This is a genomic window from Streptomyces sp. NRRL F-5122, assembly GCF_001507435.1.
In the GTDB taxonomy this organism is placed as follows: domain Bacteria; phylum Actinomycetota; class Actinomycetes; order Streptomycetales; family Streptomycetaceae; genus Streptomyces; species Streptomyces lannensis.
The window spans coordinates 228,726-248,029 of record NZ_LMWH01000290.1; the positions used below are offsets into that span (position 1 = coordinate 228,726).

Below are 19,304 nucleotides of genomic sequence, written 5' to 3' on the forward strand. Positions count from 1 at the left end.
TCACCTGCCGGGGGTCTTGGAGGGGTGTGCGGGCGCAGTGGAGGACGCGGGCGGAGCGGAGGGGGCGGCCGGGGCCGTGGTGGACGCGGGCGCGGAGGCCGTCGCCGCACGCCGGGTCGACGACGGCGACGGCGCCTTGCTCGGGCCGGAGCCGATCGCCATGGGCGGGCGCACGGCCGCGGGGCTCGCCGCGGACTGCTCGGCCGCGGCCGAGGGGACGCCCTTGACGGTGCCGTCGGGGTTCAGGAAGGCGGGGTCGCCGCCCGGGACCATCCCGAGCTCGTGGGCGCGGCGCTGGAGCGCGTCGGGTGCCGAGTAGGTGTCCACGTCCCGCTGGAGGGCCTGCTCCTCGTCGGTGAGGTTCTTGGTCTGCCGCTGGAGGTCGTCGAGCTTGAACGCGCCTTCGCTCAGCGCGGAGTTCAGCACGAGCAGCACGATGAGCCCGCCGCCCAGCAGCACGACGACGAGCAGCACGAAGGGGGTCCGTGCGGCACCGGCGGCACCACCGGTGGGAATCAGCCGCGCGAGCCGGGCGGCCCGCCCTCTGAGTCGGGGTTTCGCGCTCACACACCCTCCCGCCGCACCGCCATGCCCGTACGCCTCCTCTTCGGCCACCGCGGCTCCCGGGGCGGTCCGGTGGAGCCGGCGAGCGGCTCCGTCCGGGCCGGGGCCTCGGGCCGGGGCGGGATCTCCTCGGTGGCCCGGCCGCCCGCAGGCACGCCGCTCCTGGTCACTCCCACCCCTTTCGTCCGGCTCACTCGACATCCTCACGGATGCGCTCGGCGCCGCGCAGACGCGCCGGGGCCGCCCGGCGGTTCTCGGCGACCTCCTCCTCGGTGGGAAGTTCGGCACCGCGGGTGAGCAGCTTGAGCCGGGGCTGGTAGCGCTCGGGGACGACCGGCAGACCGGGCGGCGCGGTGGTCGCGGCGCCGGCCGCGAAGACCTGCTTGACCAGCCGGTCCTCGAGCGAGTGGTAGGACAGGACGGCGATCCGGCCCCCGACCGCGAGCGCCTTCACGGCCGCCGGTACGGCCCTCTCCAGGACGGCGAGTTCGCCGTTGACCTCGATGCGCAACGCCTGGAACGTGCGCTTGGCGGGGTTCCCGCCGGTCCGCTTGGCCGCCTGCGGCAGTGCGTTGCGGATCAGCTCCACGAGCCGGGCACTGGTGGTGAACGGCTCCTTCTCGCGCTCGCGCACGATGGCGGACACGATCCGCTTGGCCTGCTTCTCCTCGCCGTAGGCCCGCAGGATCCGCACGAGTTCGCCCGCCGGATAGGTGTTGAGGACCTCGGCGGCACTCAGGCCCGTCGTCTGGTCCATCCGCATGTCCAGCGGGGCGTCCTGCGCGTACGCGAAGCCGCGTTCGGCCTCGTCGAGTTGCATGGACGAGACGCCGAGGTCGAAGAGGATGCCCTGGACGCGCGGGACACCCAGCCGGTCGAGCACGCCGGGAAGTTCGTCGTAGACCGCGTGCACGAGGGTGGCGCGCTCCCCGAACGGTGCAAGCCGCTCCCCCGACATGCGCAACGCCTCCTTGTCGCGGTCGAGCCCCACCAGCCGGGCCTTGGGGAAGCGGGTCAGCAGTGCCTCGCTGTGGCCGCCGAGCCCGAGGGTGCAGTCGACGACGACGGCGTCCGGCTCGGCGAGGGCCGGCGCCAGTATGTCCAGACACCGCCCGAGCATGACGGGCACGTGTCGACTCTCGCTCAAGGGGGCCTCTCAGATCCGGCACGACCGGGTCCGCACCACCGGGTCCCCGCCCGCTCTCGAGGGGGAGGGCCTGCCGGCGCCGAAAGCGTCAGCCGACCGGGAGCGGGAGGAGGCCGAGCCGTACGTACGCGCCGCGCACGTGGGGAGCAGCCGGCGCGCAGCCGGTGTCTCCGGGGGGGAACAGTCCGCAGGAAGTGCATCTCGCCTCCCGCTTCGCGTCACTTTAGTCCACCCTGTCTTGCGGTCAACCAACTGCCCTGCGCGTCGCGCCCCAGGGCGTCATGGCGGGGCGGTTCGAGGGGAATCACCCGTCCGGCAGCGGTTCCGGCGGAGGTCCCCCGACTGTGTGGGTTACCTCACAACAAGCCCACGTGGCGTTCTTTGTCCGCTCTCACAGCAGGCCCCGATCGTCCGTGACCAGTAACGTCATGGGTATGACGACTTCCGCATCCGTTCCCGCCGGTCCCGAAGGCGCCATAGTGGGCACCGTCACCGATCGCCTCGTCGACGCCAACGAGCAGTACGCCGCCGCGTTCACGGATCCCGGGATGGACGCCCGCCCCGTGCTCCGCGTCGCGGTCGTGGCGTGCATGGACGCCCGGCTGGACCTGCACGCCGCACTCGGACTCGAACTGGGCGACTGCCACACCATCCGCAACGCGGGGGGCGTCGTCACCGACGACGTGATCCGCTCCCTCACCATCAGCCAGCGGGCGCTGGGCACCCGCAGCGTCGTCCTCATCCACCACACCGGCTGCGGCCTCGAGTCCCTGACCGAGGAGTTCCGGCACGATCTGGAGATGGAGGTGGGCCAGCGTCCCGCCTGGGCGGTGGAGGCCTTCCGCGACGTCGACCAGGACGTACGGCAGTCGATGCAGCGCGTGCGCACCTCCCCGTTCCTGCTGCACACGGACGACGTGCGCGGCTTCGTCTTCGATGTGAAGACGGGCCTGCTGCGGGAGATCGATCCCGCGTAAGGGGGCGCCGGCACCCGTCGCGCCACCACGCCTGTCCCCCTCGCGAACGTCCATTCGGTCGAAAAACCACGGCTTCGGTGGGCCAAAAAGGCCGTAAGGCCGACATATCGCGGCCAGTTATCCACAGGCGAGTGACACGAACCGGTAACGGCAACAAGAATGCGGGGGTGGCATCACGCGGAACCTTTCGCGCGTGGTGTCCGTGTTTCGGGGTGGGCCGGTCCGCATCGCAGAGCGTCGGCCCGGAGCAATAACGGGCCGAGGAGGGCCGGGTGACGACCTATGACGATCGAGCGAGCCTTACTGATCTGACCGCCACTGTGGAGCGTGTCCGCAGTTCGGTGGAAGGAGTGATCGAGGGCAAGCCAGAGGTCGTACGCCTTTCGCTGACTGTGCTGCTCGCCGAGGGGCATCTGCTGATCGAAGATGTCCCGGGCGTCGGCAAGACCATGCTCGCGAAGGCGCTGGCGCGCTCCATCGACTGCTCGGTGCGCCGTATCCAGTTCACGCCGGACCTGCTGCCCTCGGACATCACGGGCGTGTCCATCTGGGACCAGCAGCGCCGGGACTTCGAGTTCAAGCCGGGCGCGATCTTCGCCCAGATCGTGATCGGGGACGAGATCAACCGCGCCTCGCCCAAGACGCAGTCCGCGCTCCTGGAGTCGATGGAGGAGCGCCAGGTCACCATCGACGGCAAGACATACGAACTGCCGAGCCCCTTCATGGTGGTCGCCACCCAGAACCCGGTGGAGATGGAGGGCACCTATCCGCTGCCCGAGGCCCAGCGCGACCGCTTCATGGCCCGTGTCTCCATCGGCTACCCGAGCGCGGAGGCCGAGCTGCAGATGCTCGACATCCACGGCGGGGTGAATCCGCTGGACGACCTTCAGCCGGTGGCGCACGCCCACGACATCGTGAAACTGGTGGAGGCGGTCCGGGGCGTCCATGTCGCGGAGGCGGTCCGCCGCTACGCCGTGGACCTCGTCGCCGCCACCCGCACGCATCCCGATCTCAGACTCGGCGCCTCGCCGCGCGCCACCCTGCACCTGCTGCGCGCGGCGAAGGCGTCCGCGGCCCTCAGCGGCCGGGAGTACGCACTGCCCGACGACGTCCAGGCGCTCGCCGTGGCGGTCCTGGCCCACCGTCTCCTGCCCACGGCACAGGCCCAGCTCAACCGCCGGACGGCGGAACAGGTCGTCGAGGAGATCCTGCAGCGCACCCCGGTGCCCGCGGCGCCCCAGCAGTCCGGTCTCACCATGGGCCGCGGCTACGGCCAGCAGCCGCCCCGGAGGCTGTGATGGCACACGGGGGGACGGCGCGCACCGAGGACGAGGACAAGGGCGGGCTGCGCACCACGCTCGCGGGACTGACCACGCGCGGCCGCTCCTTCCTCGCCGCCGGGATCGCCGCCGCGATCTGCGCGTATGTGCTCGGGCAGAGCGATCTGCTCCGGGTCGGTCTTCTGCTGGCGGTGCTGCCCCTGGTGTGCGCCTCGGTGCTGTACCGCACGCGCTACCGGGTCGCGGGCAGCCGCCGGCTCTCCCCCTCGCGTGTGCCCGCGGGCTCCGAGGCCCGGGTCCATCTGCGGATGGAGAACGTCTCGCGGCTGCCCACCGGGCTGCTGATGCTCCAGGACCGGGTGCCGTACGTGCTCGGGCCGCGCCCCCGTTTCGTGCTGGACCGGGTGGAGGCGGGCGGGCGGCGCGAGGTGTCCTACCGCGTGCGCTCGGACCTGCGCGGGCGTTATCCGCTGGGACCACTCCAGCTGCGCCTGAGCGACCCCTTCGGCATGTGCGAGCTGACCCGTTCCTTCTCCACCTACGACACCCTGACGGTGATCCCGCGCGTGGAGCCGCTGCCGCCCGTGCGGCTCTCGGGTGAGGCCAGGGGCTACGGGGACGGGCGGCAGCGCTCGCTGGCGCTGGCGGGCGAGGACGACGTGATCCCGCGGGGTTACCGGCACGGCGACGATCTGCGCCGGGTGCACTGGCGCTCCACCGCGCGCTACGGCGAGTTGATGGTGCGCCGCGAGGAGCAGCCGCAGCGGGCCCGGTGCACTGTCCTGCTGGACACCCGGGCCGTCGCCTTCCGGGGCTCGGGCCCCGACTCGGCCTTCGAGTGGGCGGTCGCGGGCGCGGCGTCCGCGCTGGTGCACATGCTCGAACGGGGTTTCTCGGTACGGCTGTTGACCGACACCGGCAGTTCGGTTCCCGGTGAGGGCGCGGACGGGTTCGCGGGCGCGAGCCAGCAGTCCGCCGACGCGGCCGGCCTGATGATGGACACGCTCGCCGTGATCGACCATTCGGACGGCGCGGGCCTGTCACGCGCGTACGACCTGCTGCGCGGCGGGAACGAGGGGCTGCTGGTGGCCTTCTTCGGCGACCTCGACGAGGAGCAGGCCACGGTGGCGGCCAAGATGAGCAGGCGCAGCGGCGGGGCGCTCGCCTTCCTCCTGGACAGCGCCTCCTGGGGGCGCGAACCGGACGATGCGCCGAGCGCGTCCGACCGGAGCGAGGATCGGCTGCGGCTGCTGCGCGAGGCGGGCTGGACCGCGCTCGCGGTGCCCAGAGGTGTCCAGCTCGCGGAACTGTGGCGTGAGGCGGACCGGCAGCGCACGGGCGTGGGCGCCGTGAACGGCGCGGGGGAACGGTCATGAGCGGACGGGCCAGGCTGGCGCTGTGTGCCGCGGCGGCGACACTGATGGCGTCGTGCGCCCTGCTGCCGCTCGTGTCCCCGGCGACCTGGATCCTCCAGGTCGTCTTCCTGGTCGCGGTGCAGACCGGTGTGGGCGCGCTGACCCGGCGGGTCCCGCTGGCACGCCCGCTGACCATCGCCTGCCAGGCGGTGGTCACCCTCCTGCTGCTCACACTGGTCTTCGCCCGGGACCAGGCCATCGCCGGGTTCCTCCCCGGGCCCGAGGCCTTCCGCCACTTCGGGGAGCTCCTGCAGTCGGGCGCGGACGACATCGGACGGTACGCGATCCCGGCGCCCCTGACCCCGGGGATCCGGCTGATGGTCGTCGGCGGGGTCCTGGTGATCGGGCTGCTGGTCGACGCGCTGGCGGTGACGTTCCGCGCGGCGGCCCCGGCCGGACTGCCCCTGCTCGCGCTGTATTCGGTGGCCGCGGGACTCTCCGACGGCGGCACCGACTGGCTGTGGTTCCTCGCGGCCGCCGCCGGGTATCTGACGCTGCTCCTGGCCGAGGGCCGCGAGCGGCTCTCCCAGTGGGGGCGGGTCTTCAGCACCGCTCCCCGCTCCTCGGACCGGGACCCCGGACACGCCGTCGCGCCCGCCCGCACCGGCCGCCGGATCGGCGTGGTCGCGCTGGGTGCCGCCCTGGTGGTGCCGCTCGCCCTGCCCTCGCTCTCCGGCGGACTGCTGGACGGCACAGGTACGGGCGTCGGCACGGGCATCGGCAACGGCAACGGCAACACGATCTCCGCGGTCAACCCCCTGGTGTCGCTGCGGGACAGCCTGAACGTGGACCAGGACCGACAGGTCATGGCCTACCGCACCAACACGGACGACACCCAGGACATGTATCTGCGGATCGTGGCCCTGGACGAGTTCGACGGCACCACCTGGAAGCCCGCCCAGCGCCACATCACGGGGGTGCCGGACACGTTCCCCACACCCGCCGGCCTCGCGGGCGGCGTCCGCCGTACGGAGATCGAGACGCAGATCTCGGCGGCGGACTGGTACGCCCAGGACTGGCTGCCGATGCCCTACCCGGCGACCGATGTGAAGATCAAGGGCAGCTGGCGGTACGAGCCGGTGGGCCGGACGCTCGTCGGCGACCACGGGCAGAACACCCGCGGCCTGCAGTACGACGTCAAGAGCCTGATCGTGCAGCCGACCGCCGAGCAGCTGGCCTCGGCGCCGGAGCCCCCCGCGACATTGGAACGCGAGTTCACCAAGGTGCCGTCGTCGGTGCCGGGGGTGGTGGCCCGGACGGCCCGCGAGGTGACTGCGGGATCGTCCGACCACTACGAGGAAGCGGTCAAGCTCCAGGACTACTTCTCGCTCAACGGCGGCTTCACCTACGACACGGATGTGCAGGTCGGCAACGGGCCGAACGCGATCGCGCGGTTCCTGCGGGACAAGCGCGGCTTCTGCGTGCACTTCTCCTTCGCGATGGCCACGATGGCTCGGACCCTCGGGATACCGGCACGCGTCGCGGTGGGCTTCACACCGGGCTCACCACTGCCGGACGGCTCGATGTCGGTCGGTCTGCGGGACGCGCACGCATGGCCGGAGCTGTACTTCGAGGGTGTGGGCTGGACCCGTTTCGAGCCCACCCCGAACCGCGGATCTGCACCCTCGTACACGCAGTCGGACGCACCCACCGGGCAGGTGCCGGCGGTCCCCCGCCCGTCCCTGTCCTCGTCCACGGCGCCGTCCACCGCGCCGTCGGCGAGCCAGAGCTGCTCGGCACAGGACCGCAGGATGGCGGAGTGCCCGAGCCAGTCGGCGAGCGCGACGGTCTCCTCCGGGGACGACGGACCTCCGTGGTACCGGATCCTGGAATGGACGCTGCTGGGCCTGGTCGTGCTCGCCGTGCCACTGGCGCCGATGCTGTGGCGTCTGCGCAGACGTGCCGTACGGCTGGCCTCGGCCCGGCATGCGTCGTCCGCGGGGCCGCCCCCCGTACCCGGCGAGGCCGGCGGGAGCCACACCGATGAGCTCGGCATGACGGTGCTGCCCGGCGAGGGACTCGTGAGCCGGGGGACCGAGGTGGCCGTGGGACACACCCTGGCCGTGTGGCGCGAGCTCACGGACACGGCGTGGGACTACGGCATCCTGCCGGACGACGCGCTGACCCCGCGCAGGGCCGCCGAGCGCATCGTGCGCCTCGGCCGGCTGGACCCGCCGGCGGCCGAGGCGGTGCACCGGGTGGCCGGAGCCGTGGAGCAGGTGCTCTTCGCCCCGGAGCCGCGCGCCCAGGCCGGACTGGTCGACGACGCGCGCACGCTGCGCAAGGCCCTGCGGTCCACGGTCAGCGGGTCGACTCGGTTGCGCGCGGTCGTGGCACCGCGCTCGGCCAGGCGTGCGGTGTGGGCCGCGGCCGACCGCTGGATGGATCTCAGGGCCCGTTGGGCGGCCCGCTGGGCGGCCCTGACGCGACGCCCGTCGGGCCAGCAGAGCGGCTGACGAGACGGGCCCGACCGCCCCGCTTCGGGGTGGGCGGGCCCCGCTCGCCCATGAGGGCCCAGGGCGGGCTCGAAGGGTCTGTACGCCCCATCCGGACCGGGCGCGCTCGTACGTCGGCTCTCGGCCGGAAGCGTCAGTCCTCGGCCGGGCCGCACGACCGTGGGATTCCCGGAATGGCAGGAAAGAAGTGCCCACGGCCGGACGGACGCCTCTGCCGCGCCCGCCGGGCGCCTTACACCAGCGGACTCGGGGCTGGACCGGCGCCGCATTCCCGGGCCCATGGCTGGGCAGGCGCCCTGCCGCCGAACTCACCGGGCGGCGCACTGCCGAGCCCGTGGCTCTCCGGGGCCCGCACTCACGGGCTCGACGCTCGACGGGCGCCGTACGGCGTACTCCCGCGGCTCGACGGACGCCGCACACCCGCCTCCGCGGCCCCCGGCCAGGCGTCCCCGATCGTCGCAACCGGCCGCGTGCCCACCGTGGCGTCCTGGCCCCGGCCTGCCGCTCGGGGCCTCGGGACATGCTTCAAGGGGGCGCCACCTCACCGGTGGCCGCCCCCTTGTGCGAAAGTCTTCTGCCGCCGCCCGAGGGCTAGTGGCCCTGCTCGTCCCGGCGCCGCTGCCAACGCTGCTCGATACGGTCCATCATGGAGCGTCGCTGCCTGACCTGCCTGCGGGCGCCCGGCGCCCCCTGCTCGCCCGGCTTGGGAGCCTTGCGCCAACCGGTCACGACGAGCACCGCACAGCCCAGCATGACGAGGAAGCCCACCACGCTGATCCAGATCTGCTTCGCGACCATTCCGGCCATGAGGAGCGCGATACCCACCAGGAAGCCCGCGGCCGCCTGGTAGACCCGTCGCCGGGTGTACGTACGCAGCCCGCTTCCCTCAAGCGCTGTCGCGAACTTGGGATCTTCGGCGTACAGCGCTCGCTCCATCTGCTCGAGCATTCGCTGCTCGTGCTCCGAGAGCGGCACGGAGTCCTCCTCATCGTGCAGTCGCCGGGGCGACCGGGGGTCCCCTTCAGGATAGGCAGGGAATCGCCCCCTTGAAACCCGCCCCTCTACGCCAATTGGCCAACCGGAACCCGCCATGGCCGTCCCGGCTCACTGAGGATTCCATTCCCCAGCGGCCGACCCGTCATGCCGGGCGGTCTCCCTCGATCATACGGCGCGGACCGCTCGATCGGGGGGCCTGTGGCGTACTCCATCTGCCGCCGAGCCCCTGATCAGCGGGGCGCCGTCATTTTTGAAGTGCGTTCGCCCCAGGGGCGCTCGGGCCGTTGCCGAGAGCCCGTCCGTACTCAGGCCCCGGCCGTCCCTCGGGTCTCGCCGAGGACATGGAGTTGCGTGGCGACGGAGTGGAAGGCGGGAGTCTCGGCGACCGCAGCCTCCAGCTTGAGCAGCGCCTCCAGCGCCCCCGGTTCGGTGTCCACCAGCACCCCGGGCACGAGGTCGGCGAACACCCTGACCCCGTGGACGGCTCCCACACGCAGGCCTGCCTCCTCGACGAGCGCGGTCAGCTGCTCGGCGGTGAAGCGGTGCGGCACCGGGTCGCTCTCGCCCCAGCGGCCGTTCGGGTCCTGAAGCGCCTGCTTGGCCTCCTTGAAGTGCCCGGCGAGGGCCCGCGCGAGGACGGCGCCACCGAGCCCGGCGGCGAGGAGGCTGAGGACGCCCTCGCCGCGCAGGGCGGCGACCACGTTGCGGACGCCTTCGGCGGGGTCGTCCACGTACTCCAGAACGCCGTGGCACAGCACCACGTCGTAGCCGCCGCGCTCGACCACGTCGAAGAGACCGTGGGCGTCGCCCTGGACGCCCTGCACCCGGTCGGCAACACCGGCCTCGGCGGCTCTGCGTTCCAGCGCGAACAGGGCGTTCGGGCTGGGATCGACCACCGTGACGCGGTGACCGAGGCGCGCGACGGGCACCGCGAAGTTGCCGCTGCCGCCGCCGGTGTCGAGGACGTCCAGCGCGTCCCGCCCCGTGACCTTGACGCGACGGTCGAGGGCGTCCTGGAGGACATCCCAGACGACGGCTGTACGCAGAGAGGCGCGCGGGCGCAGCGGGTCCGACACGGCAGTTGACTCCTCGGCGCGGCACCGCCTGGTGCAAGGCGGAGCGATCGGACGGCCCTCCCACCCCGGTACCAGGTAGAAAGGCTGCAGGCGCTTCCACCCTATTGCCTCAGGAGCCGTGACCGGCGGCCTGTCCACCGGCCGAACAACGTGCCGTCCCCACCGGGCGCCCCTGCGCCCCGCACCGGCCCTCCGTCGCCACTGGGGCCGCCGCTGCGGGCGGCTCAGCCCGCGTCCGGCATCTCCCGATCCTCCTCCCGCCGCGGCTGCGGCAACACCGGCTGGAGCACGAGCATGCGCTCGACCAGTCGCAGGAACATGGCCACGTCGCGGATCAGGTCGTCCGCGTCGCGGGTACCGGCGGCGCCCTGTATGCCCGCCTCGGCGCGGGCACGGCGGGAGGCGCCGGAGGCGAACAGCGCGCTCCACTCGGTCAGTTCGGGCGCGATCTCGGGGAGTACCTCCCAGGCACTCCTGATCCTGGCGCGGCGTCGCGCCGTGGGCTCCGGGCGGCCGCGCGCGGCGAGCACCGCGGCCGCCGTGCGCAGGGCGGCCAGGTGGGCCGTGGCGTAGCGCTCGTTGGGCGTGTCGAGGACGGCCGCCTCGTCGAGTGCGGCGTGGGCCTGGGCGAGCAGGTCGAGGGCGGCGGGCGGGGCCGTGGCCCGGCGCAGCACGGGGTGCACATCGCTCGCCGGGCCGGTCAGTGAGGGGGCAGGGCCGGTGGCGCGACGCCGGCGTGCGGCGGCTGCGTGGTGACTGGCCATGACGAACCTCCTGTCGTCTGTGTGACGGCACTGTCGCCGTATGTGCCCATCGTGAGGTATGGCACTGACAATCCCTTCTGACCTGGACTTTTGCTTCGCTCAGCAGTTCGGGGTAAGTTTTTGCACTGACCAGTCAGTTCAAAGCGGGCACCGTGACCGGTGGCCCGCCGGGGGAAGAGGGGGCAGGGAGATGCAGGGGCAGAAGACGGCTCCCGGCGTCGCCGTCACAGCCGCGGACCTCGGGCTGAAGGGCCCGCGCGGCTGGGTGTTCCGGGGCGTCGGTTTCGACGCGCCGCCCGGATCGCTCATCGCCGTGGCGGGCCCCTCCGGCTCCGGCCGGACCTCGCTGCTGCTCGCCCTCACCGGGCGCATGAGGCCGGGCGAGGGCCGGGCGACGGTCGGCGGGCACCGGCTGCCCAAGGAGATGTCCGCGGTCCGCCGGATCAGCGCGCTCGCGCATGTGCCCGGCGTCGCCGATCTCGATCCGGCCCTGACCGTGGGCGAGCACCTGCGTGAACGGGCCCTGCTGGAGGCCCGTTTCGGCGACTCCCTGCGTGCCCTGCTGCGCCCGCGCGCCGAACGGGCGGCCCGGGCGACACGGCGGATCGACGCCGCCCTCGCCGCCGCCGGTCTCGACCCGGCGTCGCTGCCGAAGGGCTCCCGCACGGCCGTACGCGACCTGGAACGCCTGGAGGCCCTGCGGCTGTCCGTGGCCCTGGCCCTGATCGGCCGTCCGCGCCTGCTGGCCCTGGACGACACCGATCTCAAGCTCTCTGCCTGCGAACGGGCCGCCGTCTGGTCCCTGTTGCGGTCGCTCGCCGAAGCGGGGACGACGGTGGTCGCCGTCTGCGCCGAGGCCCCTCGGGGAGCGGTCGTGGTGTCGGCCTCTCCCGATCGCGGCCGACGGCGCGGCGCGGAGGACGGCGCCCGAGAAGCCGTGACCGAGGGAAGGGACGGGCGCGGGGCGGCCGGCCCCACTCGGCCGGAAGCGGCCGGTGAGCCGGACGCGGCCGGCAGGACCGCCCGGGACGAGCAGGGCACGCACCGGGAGTCCGACGGCGACACGCGGGACCCGCGGCACGAACCCGCCTCCGACGGGCCGTCCGGGGACGGCGATGACGACGACAAGGAGACGGCGGATGCGCTCGCCGAAACTGGCCGCGCTTGAGCTCAGGCGGTTCGGCAGGGGAAGGCTGCCCCGCGCGGCACTCGTCGCGCTCATGCTGCTGCCGCTGCTGTACGGCGCCCTGTACCTGTGGTCGTTCTGGGACCCCTATGGGCGCCTCGACCGCATCCCCGTGGCACTCGTGAACGGCGACGACGGGGCGACCGTGGGCGGCCGACGGGTGGCCGTGGGGGACGACCTCGTCAAGGGGCTGCGGCGCAGCAACACCTTCGAGTGGCACGAGGTGAGCGCCGCCGAGGCCCGGCAGGGCGTCGAGGACGGCACGTACTACCTGTCGCTGACCATGCCGGCCGACCTCAGCGCGCGTGTCGCCTCCAGTTCGGGCGGCTCCCCCGAGACGGGGGCGCTCCAGGTGCGTACGAACGACGCGAACAACTACATCGTGGGACAGATCTCCAGGACGGTGTTCAACGAGGTGCGGACTGCCGCGTCCACCAAGGCGTCCCGGTCGTTCCTCGACAGGATCTTCATCTCGTTCTCGGACATCCACGGGGCGACGGTGAAGGCCGCCGAGGGGGCCGACCGGCTCACGAACGGGATCGGCAAGGCGGAGAAGGGCTCCAAGGACCTCGCCGACGGGCTCGAGGAGGCCAAGCGGGGCAGCGGCCACCTGACCAGCGGCCTGAAGAAGCTCCACAAGGGTGCGGGAGACCTCCAGGACGGCGCGCAGCAGGTCGCGGAAGGAACCCGCAAGCTCGCTGACCGGGTCGACGGCGCGGCCGACCAGGTGCGCCCCTTCCTGAAGAAGAACGGCCCGCAGATCGCCGACACCGCGACCCTGGTGGCCGATTCGGCGGGCGTGATCAGCGATCACCTCCAGGCGTTCGTCACGACGGCGCCCGTCGCGGAGAGCGGCACCCGCACGGCCTCGCAGACGCTGGACGCGGTCTACGCCAGGCGCTGCGCGGGGCAGCTTCTGGACGACCCCGCGTGCGGCGACCTCAAGAAGGCGAAGGACGCGGCGGCACAGGCGGCGCGACTGGCCGCGGACGTCAACACCGTGGTGCAGGACTACCACGGCGACATGACGGCCCTGCAGAAGGACCTCACGACCCTTCAGAAGCAGGCCCGGGCGCTCGCCGAGGCGGCTCCGCACCTGTCCGGCGACCTCGGCCACGCGGTCGCCGAGATCAACGCGCTCGACAAGGGGGCCGCCGCGGTCGCCAAGGGAGCGGGCACCCTCCACACCGGCCTCGGTACGGCCGCCACCGGGATGGCGGACCTGGACGCGGGCGTCGGCGAACTGAGGACCGGCGCGATCGACCTCAACGGGGGCATGTACAAGCTCGGCGACGGCTCCGGCGAGCTCGCCGGCGGACTGCACAAGGGTGCGGGACGGATCCCCGACTACGGCGAGCAGGACCGCGACCGGCACACCCGGGTCATGTCCGACCCGGTGCGGCTCGTCTCCGAGGATCTGCACAAGGCCCCCAACTACGGCACCGGCTTCGCCCCGTACTTCATCCCGCTGTCCCTGTGGGTGGGCGCGATGGTGGCGTACATGCTGATCCCGCCGCTGAACCGGCGCGCGCTGGCGGCGGGGGCCCCGGCCTGGCGGATCGCGTCGGCGGGCTGGCTGCCGGTGGCCGCCGTGGGTGTGCTGCAGACGACCGCGCTGATGGCGGTGCTGCACTGGGCGATCGGCCTGCGGATGGTCCACGCTGCGGGGACGATCGGGTTCCTGTTCCTGGTGGCGGCCTGCTTCGCGGCGCTCGTGCAGTGGCTGAACGCACGCTTCGGAGCGGCGGGCCGGATTCTGGTGCTCGCCCTGCTGATGCTCCAGCTCACGTCCGCGGGCGGCACCTACCCCGTGCAGACCAGTCCCGGCTTCTTCAACGCGATCCACCCCTTCCTGCCCATGAGTTACGTCGTCGAGGCGCTGCGCAGGCTCATCACGGGCGGGGGCCTCGGACCCGTGTGGCAGGCCTGCGCCGTCCTCGTGGCGTTCACCGCGGGCGCCCTGGCGCTCACCGCCCTTTCGGCCCGCCGCCGGCAGGTGTGGACCCTCGACCGTCTGCATCCGGAGCTGAGTCTGTGACGAGCGCAACCGGGCCCGTGTCCTCGGATGTGGCGGGTGCTGTGAGAATCAACGGCATGGAACGCAGCACCACCGCAACGGGCGGCGGCTCGAGCCGCCGCGAGGCGACCCGCCAGAAGCTCTACGAGGCGGCCGTCACCCTCATCGCGGAGCAGGGGTTCTCCGCCACCACCGTGGACGAGATCGCCGAGCGTGCCGGCGTCGCGAAGGGCACGGTCTACTACAACTTCGCGAGCAAGTCCGTCCTCTTCGAGGAGCTGTTGCGGCACGGCGTGGGACTGCTCACCGAGTCCCTGCGCGATGCGGCCGAGCAGACGGACCTGGCAGGCGGCACCAAGGTGGACGCCCTGGACGCGATGATCCGCGCGGGGCTCGGCTTCATCGCCCGCTACCCGGCCTTCACGCAGCTGTACGTGGCCGAGTTGTGGCGCACCAACCGCGCCTGGCAGTCCACGCTCATGGTGGTGCGGCAGCAGGTGGTCGCGGTCATCGAGGACGTGCTGCGCGCGGGTGTGGCGAACGGCGAGTTCAGCGACGAGATCGACGTCCCGCTGACGGCGGCCGCGCTGGTCGGCATGGTCCTCGTGGCCGCCCTGGACTGGCAGTCGTTCCAGCCGGAGCGTTCCCTGGACGACGTCCATGCTGCGCTGTCGCGGCTGCTCCAGGGACGGGTGAGCGGCAGCCGCTAGCACATCCGGCATACCGAAGCACCGGTCCGGGCGGCCGCGTCCCCCGCCTGCCGCCACGAACCGGTGCTCCGTCGTACTCCCCCGTCGGACCCTCGCTCGATCAGTCCCCGGGCCCCCCGTGTCTCGCTTCCGCCGAACCGGGTCGGCGGAAGGAGCGGCAAGGGCGGGCTCCGTTCCGCCGCCCCGTGTCGGCGGTGCCGAAGCCGCGTCCCTCTCCGTGCCTCCACTGTCTCGTTCGCGCAGGTCGGGTCCCATCCGCGCGGGTACTCAACTCATCGGCTAGGTACGGATACTCAGCACTGGGCACTCACCCCCAGGCGGCCGCGGCCCCCGCTGGTGCCGGCCGTCTCCGCGCCACCGCTCCCCGCGCCAGGGCGAAGCCGCTCGACGGCCCGGTGAACGCGCTGGTCACAGGCCCGTGGACGGGCTGTCGGCGGCGGCCGATAAAGTCACCGACATGGCACGGATTGCGGTGATCGGCGCCGGCACGGGCGCGATGGCGGCCGCTGCCCGGCTGGCCGTCGCGGGCCACCGGGTGGTGGTGTACGAGCGCACGCGGACGTACGGCGGCGCGGTGCGCCGTCTCTCGCGTGACGGTTTCTCCTTCGACACCGGCCCGGGCCTGCTGCCGCTGCCCGCGGTCTACCGCGATCTCTTCGTCAAGACCGGCCGGGAGCCGCTCGAGGACTGCGTCGAGCTGGTCCAGGTGGATCCCGCCTCCCGGCACCTCTTCGCGGACGGCACGGAGGTCTCGCTGCCGAACGCGTCGCGCGCGGGAGTGGTGTCGGCGCTGGACGCGGCGCTCGGCGCGGGTGCGGGCGGCCGCTGGGGCGACTTCCTGGTGCGGGCCCGCGAGGCATGGGACCGCACCCGCCGGCCGCTCCTGGAGGAGCCGCTGTGGCCCGACTGGACGGCGCTCGCCGAGCGTGAGCCCTATCCGGCGGTGCCGCACAAGAAGCTGCTGCGCACCCGCCGGGCCGGCACTCTCGCGGAGATCGGCGCCTGGGAGCTGCGCGACGCACGGCTGGCGGCCCTGCTGGAGAGCCATGCCCTCGCCCACGGTCTGGATCCCCGGACCGCTCCGGCGAGCGCGGCCGTGCTGCCGTACATGGAGCACGCATTCGGCACCTGGTATGTGCGCGGAGGCATACGGGAGCTGGCACGCGCCCTGTACGAGCGCTGCCTGGCCCGGAAGGTGGAGTTCGTCTTCGGTGCCGAGGTCGCCGGGATCGTCGAGAAGGACGGCCGGGCGGCCGGGCTCGAGCTGGCCGAGGGTTCCGTGGTGGAGTCGGACCATGTGGTGGCCGGAGTGGCGCCCGCGGTCCTCGACCGGCTCCTGCCCGGCACGACGGCGGCGCGGGGATCGGGCGAGGTCGCACCGCAGCGGGGGATGCCCAGCCGGCTGACGGTGCTGCTGGCACTGCGCGGCGGTCGTCCCGAGGAGGCCGCTCACCGGACGGTGGTCCACACCCCCGACCGCGAGGGCGAGCTGGACCGGATCTTCGCCGACCCCGCGGGGCCTGCCGCGACCCCCACGGTGACGGTGCTGCGCCCGGACGACTCCGCGTCGGCGCCCGGCGGGCACGAGGCCGTCACACTGACGGTGACGGTGTCCTCCGGCCCGGCCGTGTCCGAGCCCGATGTGGACCGGATCCTCGAAGCCGCCGGGCGCGCGCTGCCGGATCTTCGCGACCGGCTCCTGTGGCGCGAGGTGCGCACCGCCGCCGACATCGCCGAGGACACCGGCGTGCCCGGCGGGGCGGTCCCGGCACCGGCCCTGGCCGCGGCCGGCGGTCGTCTGCTGCAGCCGTCCAACACCACTCGTGTGCCGGGCCTTCTCACGGTCGGCGGCTGGTCCCACCCGGGCGGCGGCCTGCCTCACGCCGGCATGTCGGGTGCGCTGGTCGCCGGACTGATCGTGGAGGGACCCGGCTTCCGGGGTTCGCAGTGAGGAGGCCGGCGGGCGCGACCGCTCAGAAGCGGTACTGCTCGTCGTAGCCGTGCGGTTGCGCGGTGCCGTTGCCCTGCTGCTGGTACGGGTACTGCTGCTCCGGCGGAAGCTCGCCGCCGTACGCGTCCTCGGTGGTGCGCTGCTGGGGGACCCAGACGCCGCCGGGCGGGGTCTCGCCGTAGGTGCCCGTGGCGTACTGGTCCTGGCCGTACGCCTGCTGGCCGTACTGCTGCTGGCCGCCGTAGGACGGATCGTACGAGCCGTCGTAGGTCTGCGTGCCCTGGTACGGGTCGGAGTAGCCGGCGTACTGCTGCTGGCCGTTGTCGTATCCGTACTGCTGCTGGCCGTACCCGGCGTAGCCGTCGTACGCATAGGCCTGCTGGTCCTGGGCCTGTCCGGCATCGGCGTAGGACGGATCGCCCGCGGCGGCGGCGTACGCCTCGTGGTTGTAGACGCCGTAGGAACCGGTGTCCTCGGGCAGGGGCTGCGGCTCGTACACCGCGGTCCCCTGGGCCGGGGTCTCCGCGGGCTGCTGCTGGGCGAAGACGTTGTCGTGGGCCTCGTCGTATCCGTCGTCCTGACGGTAGGTTCCGCCGGCGGTCGACTCGACGTCGGACTCCTCCGCCGCCTCCTGCTCCTCGTGGACCGGTTCGCCCCGGCGGCGCTTGCTGCCGCCCTCGGCGCCCTCGCGCGGGCGGTTGCCGACCGCCCAGCCGGCCGCGAAGCCGCGGCGGAAGGAGAGCGTGACATAGGTCTGCCCGACCGCGAACGCGGCCGCGCCGAGACCGATGACGACCACGGAGGGGATCAGCACGCCGAAGACGACACCGAGGAAACCCACGAAGGCGAGCAGACGCCAGCGCAGCCGCGCCTTGTACTGCAGCAGCACCTCACCCAGCAGCCACAACGCGACGATGCCGAACGCGATGTAGAGGACCGTCCAGCCCATGTACGCCCCTCTCCCAGTGGCCGCTACGCAGTGTGTCGTATGCCGGTGCGACGGGTCTAGGCCTGCTGCGGATGGTGCAGACCCAGATTTTCGTAGATCTCCAGCGTCGCCGTGGAGTTGTTGAGTGTAATGAAGTGCAGTCCGGGGACTCCCTCGGCCAGCAGCCTCGCGCAGAACCCGGTGGCGACCTCGATGCCAATCGAGCGTACAGCCGCGGGATCGTCCTTCGCTGTGAGGATCCGCTCTTTCAGCCCCGCGGGGATGGCGGCGTTGCTCAACTGCGGCAGCCGCTCCAGCATCCGCACACTGGTGACGGGCATGACCTCGGGGATGACCGGGGTCGCACAGCCCGCCTGCGCGACCCGGTCGCGCAGGCGCAGGTACGACTCCGGCTCGAAGAACATCTGTGTGATCGCGTAGTCGGCGCCGGCCCGGCACTTGGCGACGAAGTGGGCGACATCCGTGTCCCAGTCCAGCGAGCGTGGATGCATCTCGGGGAACGCCGCGACGCCCACGCAGAAGTCGCCCGACTCCTTGATGAGGTGGACGAGTTCGGCCGCGTAGGTCAGACCGCTCGGGTGCGCCACCCAGTCGCCCATCGGGTCGCCGGGCGGGTCGCCGCGGACGGCGAGCATATTGCGGATCCCGGCGTCCGCGTACTGGCCGATGATGTTGCGCAGTTCCGCGACGGAGTGGTTGACCGCGGTGAGGTGGGCGACCGGGGTGAGCGTCGTGTCGGCGACGATCTGCTGGGTCTCCTTGACGGTGCCCGCACGCGTGGAACCGCCGGCACCGTACGTGACGGAGACGAAGTCCGGGGCGACCGCCTCGACCCTTCGCAGCGCGCTCCACAGATTCCGTTCGCCCTTGGGGGTCTTCGGCGCCGAGAACTCGAAGGAGTACGTCGTCTTGCCGGTGGCGAGGATCTCGCGCACCGTCCGCGCGCGATCAGTCCTCGTGGACGGGGTTCCAAGGGCCATAGTCGCAGGTTAGCCAGGGAGCGGCGGTCCCCCAACGGAATGCTGGAAATTTGCCCGAATTGTCGACTTGTTGTCCACCCCTCGGACAGACCGGCCGAGTCAGACGGTACGCAGCCGCTTCGCGAACTGCGACGCCGCCGCGCCCGGGTCGTCCGCATCAGTGATGGCGCGCACCACGACCACCCGGCGGGCACCCGCGTCCAGGACCTCGTCCAGGTTGTCCAGGTCGATGCCGCCGATGGCGAACCAGGGCCGCTCGGTACCGAGGGCGGCCGTGTGCCGGACCAGGCCGAGTCCGGGGGCGGGACGGCCGGGCTTGGTGGGGGTAGGCCAGCAGGGTCCGGTGCAGAAGTAGTCCACACCGTCCTGGACCGCTGCGGCCTCGGCCTCCGCCTCGCTGTGCGTGGAGCGGCCCAGGAGGACGTCGTCGCCGAGGAGCGCGCGGGCCGCGGGTACGGGGAGGTCGCCCTGACCGAGGTGCAGGACGTCGGACGCGGCGGCGTGCGCGACGTCGGCGCGGTCGTTCACCGCGAGCAGTTTGCCGTGACGCGAGCAGGCGTCGGCGAAGACCTGGAGGTGCTCCAGCTCCTCCGCCGCCTCCATGCCCTTGTCGCGCAGCTGCACGATGTCGACGCCGCCGGAGAGGACCGCGTCGAGGAATTCGACGAGGTCGCCCTGCCGCTTGCGGGCGTCCGTGCACAGGTAGACGCGGGCGTCGGCGAGCCGGGCGGTGCGGCCTGTGTCGGGCACGGTGGGTCCCCCGTGGTCGGTGGCGTACGGGCCGCGGTGGGCAGAATCGCCCAGGGCCGTGGCCCGGGGACCGCGGCCCGTACGCC

Annotated in this window: 16 protein-coding genes; 8 read left to right on the forward strand and 8 right to left on the reverse strand. The window is 72.7% G+C overall.

Annotated features, from left to right (window positions below):
- Together ADL25_RS42165 and rsmH are read right to left on the reverse strand one after the other, a co-directional pair.
- Nucleotides 1-567, reverse strand: a complete 567-nt coding sequence (locus ADL25_RS42165; RefSeq protein ID WP_059133232.1) for a hypothetical protein — start codon at nt 565-567, stop codon at nt 1-3.
- Between the two features lie 187 nt (nt 568-754).
- Nucleotides 755-1,711 (reverse strand): 16S rRNA (cytosine(1402)-N(4))-methyltransferase RsmH, encoded by a 957-nt coding sequence (gene rsmH, locus ADL25_RS42170; RefSeq protein ID WP_079050967.1) that lies wholly within the window; start codon nt 1,709-1,711, stop codon nt 755-757.
- Nucleotides 1,712-2,145: 434 nt separating this feature from the next.
- On the opposite strand from rsmH, the gene ADL25_RS42175 reads away from it, so the two are divergent.
- From ADL25_RS42175 to ADL25_RS42190, 4 genes are all read left to right on the forward strand, one after another.
- Complete coding sequence (locus ADL25_RS42175) at nt 2,146-2,688, forward strand: beta-class carbonic anhydrase (RefSeq protein ID WP_059133233.1); 543 nt, start codon at nt 2,146-2,148, stop codon at nt 2,686-2,688.
- A 272-nt stretch (nt 2,689-2,960) separates the two neighbouring features.
- Complete coding sequence (locus ADL25_RS42180) at nt 2,961-3,986, forward strand: AAA family ATPase (RefSeq protein WP_059133234.1); 1,026 nt, start codon at nt 2,961-2,963, stop codon at nt 3,984-3,986.
- A complete protein-coding gene (locus ADL25_RS42185; RefSeq protein ID WP_059133235.1) occupies nt 3,986-5,344 on the forward strand; it encodes a DUF58 domain-containing protein in 1,359 nt (452 codons plus the stop codon). Before ADL25_RS42180 ends, ADL25_RS42185 begins: the two co-directional genes overlap by 1 nt.
- Nucleotides 5,341-7,839 (forward strand): transglutaminase TgpA family protein, encoded by a 2,499-nt coding sequence (locus ADL25_RS42190; protein WP_059133236.1) that lies wholly within the window; start codon nt 5,341-5,343, stop codon nt 7,837-7,839. Before ADL25_RS42185 ends, ADL25_RS42190 begins: the two co-directional genes overlap by 4 nt.
- A 591-nt stretch (nt 7,840-8,430) precedes the next feature.
- On the opposite strand, the gene ADL25_RS42195 is transcribed toward ADL25_RS42190, so the two are convergent.
- The 3 genes from ADL25_RS42195 to ADL25_RS42205 form a co-directional block, all read right to left on the reverse strand.
- A complete protein-coding gene (locus ADL25_RS42195; protein ID WP_059133237.1) occupies nt 8,431-8,814 on the reverse strand; it encodes a DUF3040 domain-containing protein in 384 nt (127 codons plus the stop codon).
- A 326-nt stretch (nt 8,815-9,140) separates the two neighbouring features.
- The gene (locus ADL25_RS42200) at nt 9,141-9,911 is read right to left on the reverse strand and encodes a methyltransferase (RefSeq protein WP_059133238.1); all 771 of its coding nucleotides are present in this window, start codon (nt 9,909-9,911) and stop codon (nt 9,141-9,143) included.
- A gap of 224 nt (nt 9,912-10,135) precedes the next feature.
- On the reverse strand, nt 10,136-10,675 hold the full coding sequence (locus ADL25_RS42205) for an SAV_6107 family HEPN domain-containing protein (RefSeq protein WP_059133239.1): 540 nt from the start codon (nt 10,673-10,675) through the stop codon (nt 10,136-10,138).
- Between the two features lie 190 nt (nt 10,676-10,865).
- Between ADL25_RS42205 and ADL25_RS42210 the strand changes: the two genes are divergently transcribed.
- From ADL25_RS42210 to ADL25_RS42225, 4 genes are all read left to right on the forward strand, one after another.
- Nucleotides 10,866-11,843 (forward strand): ATP-binding cassette domain-containing protein, encoded by a 978-nt coding sequence (locus tag ADL25_RS42210; RefSeq protein WP_059133240.1) that lies wholly within the window; start codon nt 10,866-10,868, stop codon nt 11,841-11,843.
- Nucleotides 11,815-13,899, forward strand: coding sequence for a YhgE/Pip family protein (locus ADL25_RS42215; RefSeq protein ID WP_059133241.1), 2,085 nt, complete (start codon nt 11,815-11,817; stop codon nt 13,897-13,899). The genes ADL25_RS42210 and ADL25_RS42215 overlap by 29 nt, the downstream gene beginning before the upstream one ends.
- A 56-nt stretch (nt 13,900-13,955) precedes the next feature.
- Nucleotides 13,956-14,588, forward strand: a complete 633-nt coding sequence (locus ADL25_RS42220; protein ID WP_059133302.1) for a TetR/AcrR family transcriptional regulator — start codon at nt 13,956-13,958, stop codon at nt 14,586-14,588.
- Between the two features lie 457 nt (nt 14,589-15,045).
- Complete coding sequence (locus ADL25_RS42225; protein ID WP_059133242.1) at nt 15,046-16,539, forward strand: phytoene desaturase family protein; 1,494 nt, start codon at nt 15,046-15,048, stop codon at nt 16,537-16,539.
- 22 nt (nt 16,540-16,561) lie between these two features.
- Here the strand turns inward: ADL25_RS42225 and ADL25_RS42230 are convergent, their stop codons facing one another.
- The 3 genes from ADL25_RS42230 to thiE form a co-directional block, all read right to left on the reverse strand.
- Nucleotides 16,562-17,488, reverse strand: a complete 927-nt coding sequence (locus ADL25_RS42230; RefSeq protein WP_059133243.1) for a hypothetical protein — start codon at nt 17,486-17,488, stop codon at nt 16,562-16,564.
- A 56-nt stretch (nt 17,489-17,544) separates the two neighbouring features.
- Nucleotides 17,545-18,468, reverse strand: coding sequence for a methylenetetrahydrofolate reductase [NAD(P)H] (gene metF, locus ADL25_RS42235; RefSeq protein WP_059133244.1), 924 nt, complete (start codon nt 18,466-18,468; stop codon nt 17,545-17,547).
- Nucleotides 18,469-18,567: 99 nt separating this feature from the next.
- The gene (gene thiE, locus ADL25_RS42240) at nt 18,568-19,218 is read right to left on the reverse strand and encodes a thiamine phosphate synthase (protein WP_059133245.1); all 651 of its coding nucleotides are present in this window, start codon (nt 19,216-19,218) and stop codon (nt 18,568-18,570) included.
- Nucleotides 19,219-19,304: the final 86 nt, after the last annotated feature.

Coding starts and splice junctions, on each gene's coding strand:
- ADL25_RS42175 (WP_059133233.1), top strand. CDS start 2,146: ATGACGACTTCCGCATCCGTTCCCGCCGGTCCCGAAGGCGCCATAGTG.
- ADL25_RS42185 (WP_059133235.1), top strand. CDS start 3,986: ATGGCACACGGGGGGACGGCGCGCACCGAGGACGAGGACAAGGGCGGG.
- ADL25_RS42190 (WP_059133236.1), top strand. CDS start 5,341: ATGAGCGGACGGGCCAGGCTGGCGCTGTGTGCCGCGGCGGCGACACTG.
- ADL25_RS42205 (WP_059133239.1), bottom strand. CDS start 10,675: ATGGCCAGTCACCACGCAGCCGCCGCACGCCGGCGTCGCGCCACCGGC.
- ADL25_RS42210 (WP_059133240.1), top strand. CDS start 10,866: ATGCAGGGGCAGAAGACGGCTCCCGGCGTCGCCGTCACAGCCGCGGAC.
- ADL25_RS42215 (WP_059133241.1), top strand. CDS start 11,815: ATGCGCTCGCCGAAACTGGCCGCGCTTGAGCTCAGGCGGTTCGGCAGG.
- ADL25_RS42220 (WP_059133302.1), top strand. CDS start 13,956: ATGGAACGCAGCACCACCGCAACGGGCGGCGGCTCGAGCCGCCGCGAG.
- ADL25_RS42225 (WP_059133242.1), top strand. CDS start 15,046: ATGGCACGGATTGCGGTGATCGGCGCCGGCACGGGCGCGATGGCGGCC.
- ADL25_RS42230 (WP_059133243.1), bottom strand. CDS start 17,488: ATGGGCTGGACGGTCCTCTACATCGCGTTCGGCATCGTCGCGTTGTGG.
- metF (WP_059133244.1), bottom strand. CDS start 18,468: ATGGCCCTTGGAACCCCGTCCACGAGGACTGATCGCGCGCGGACGGTG.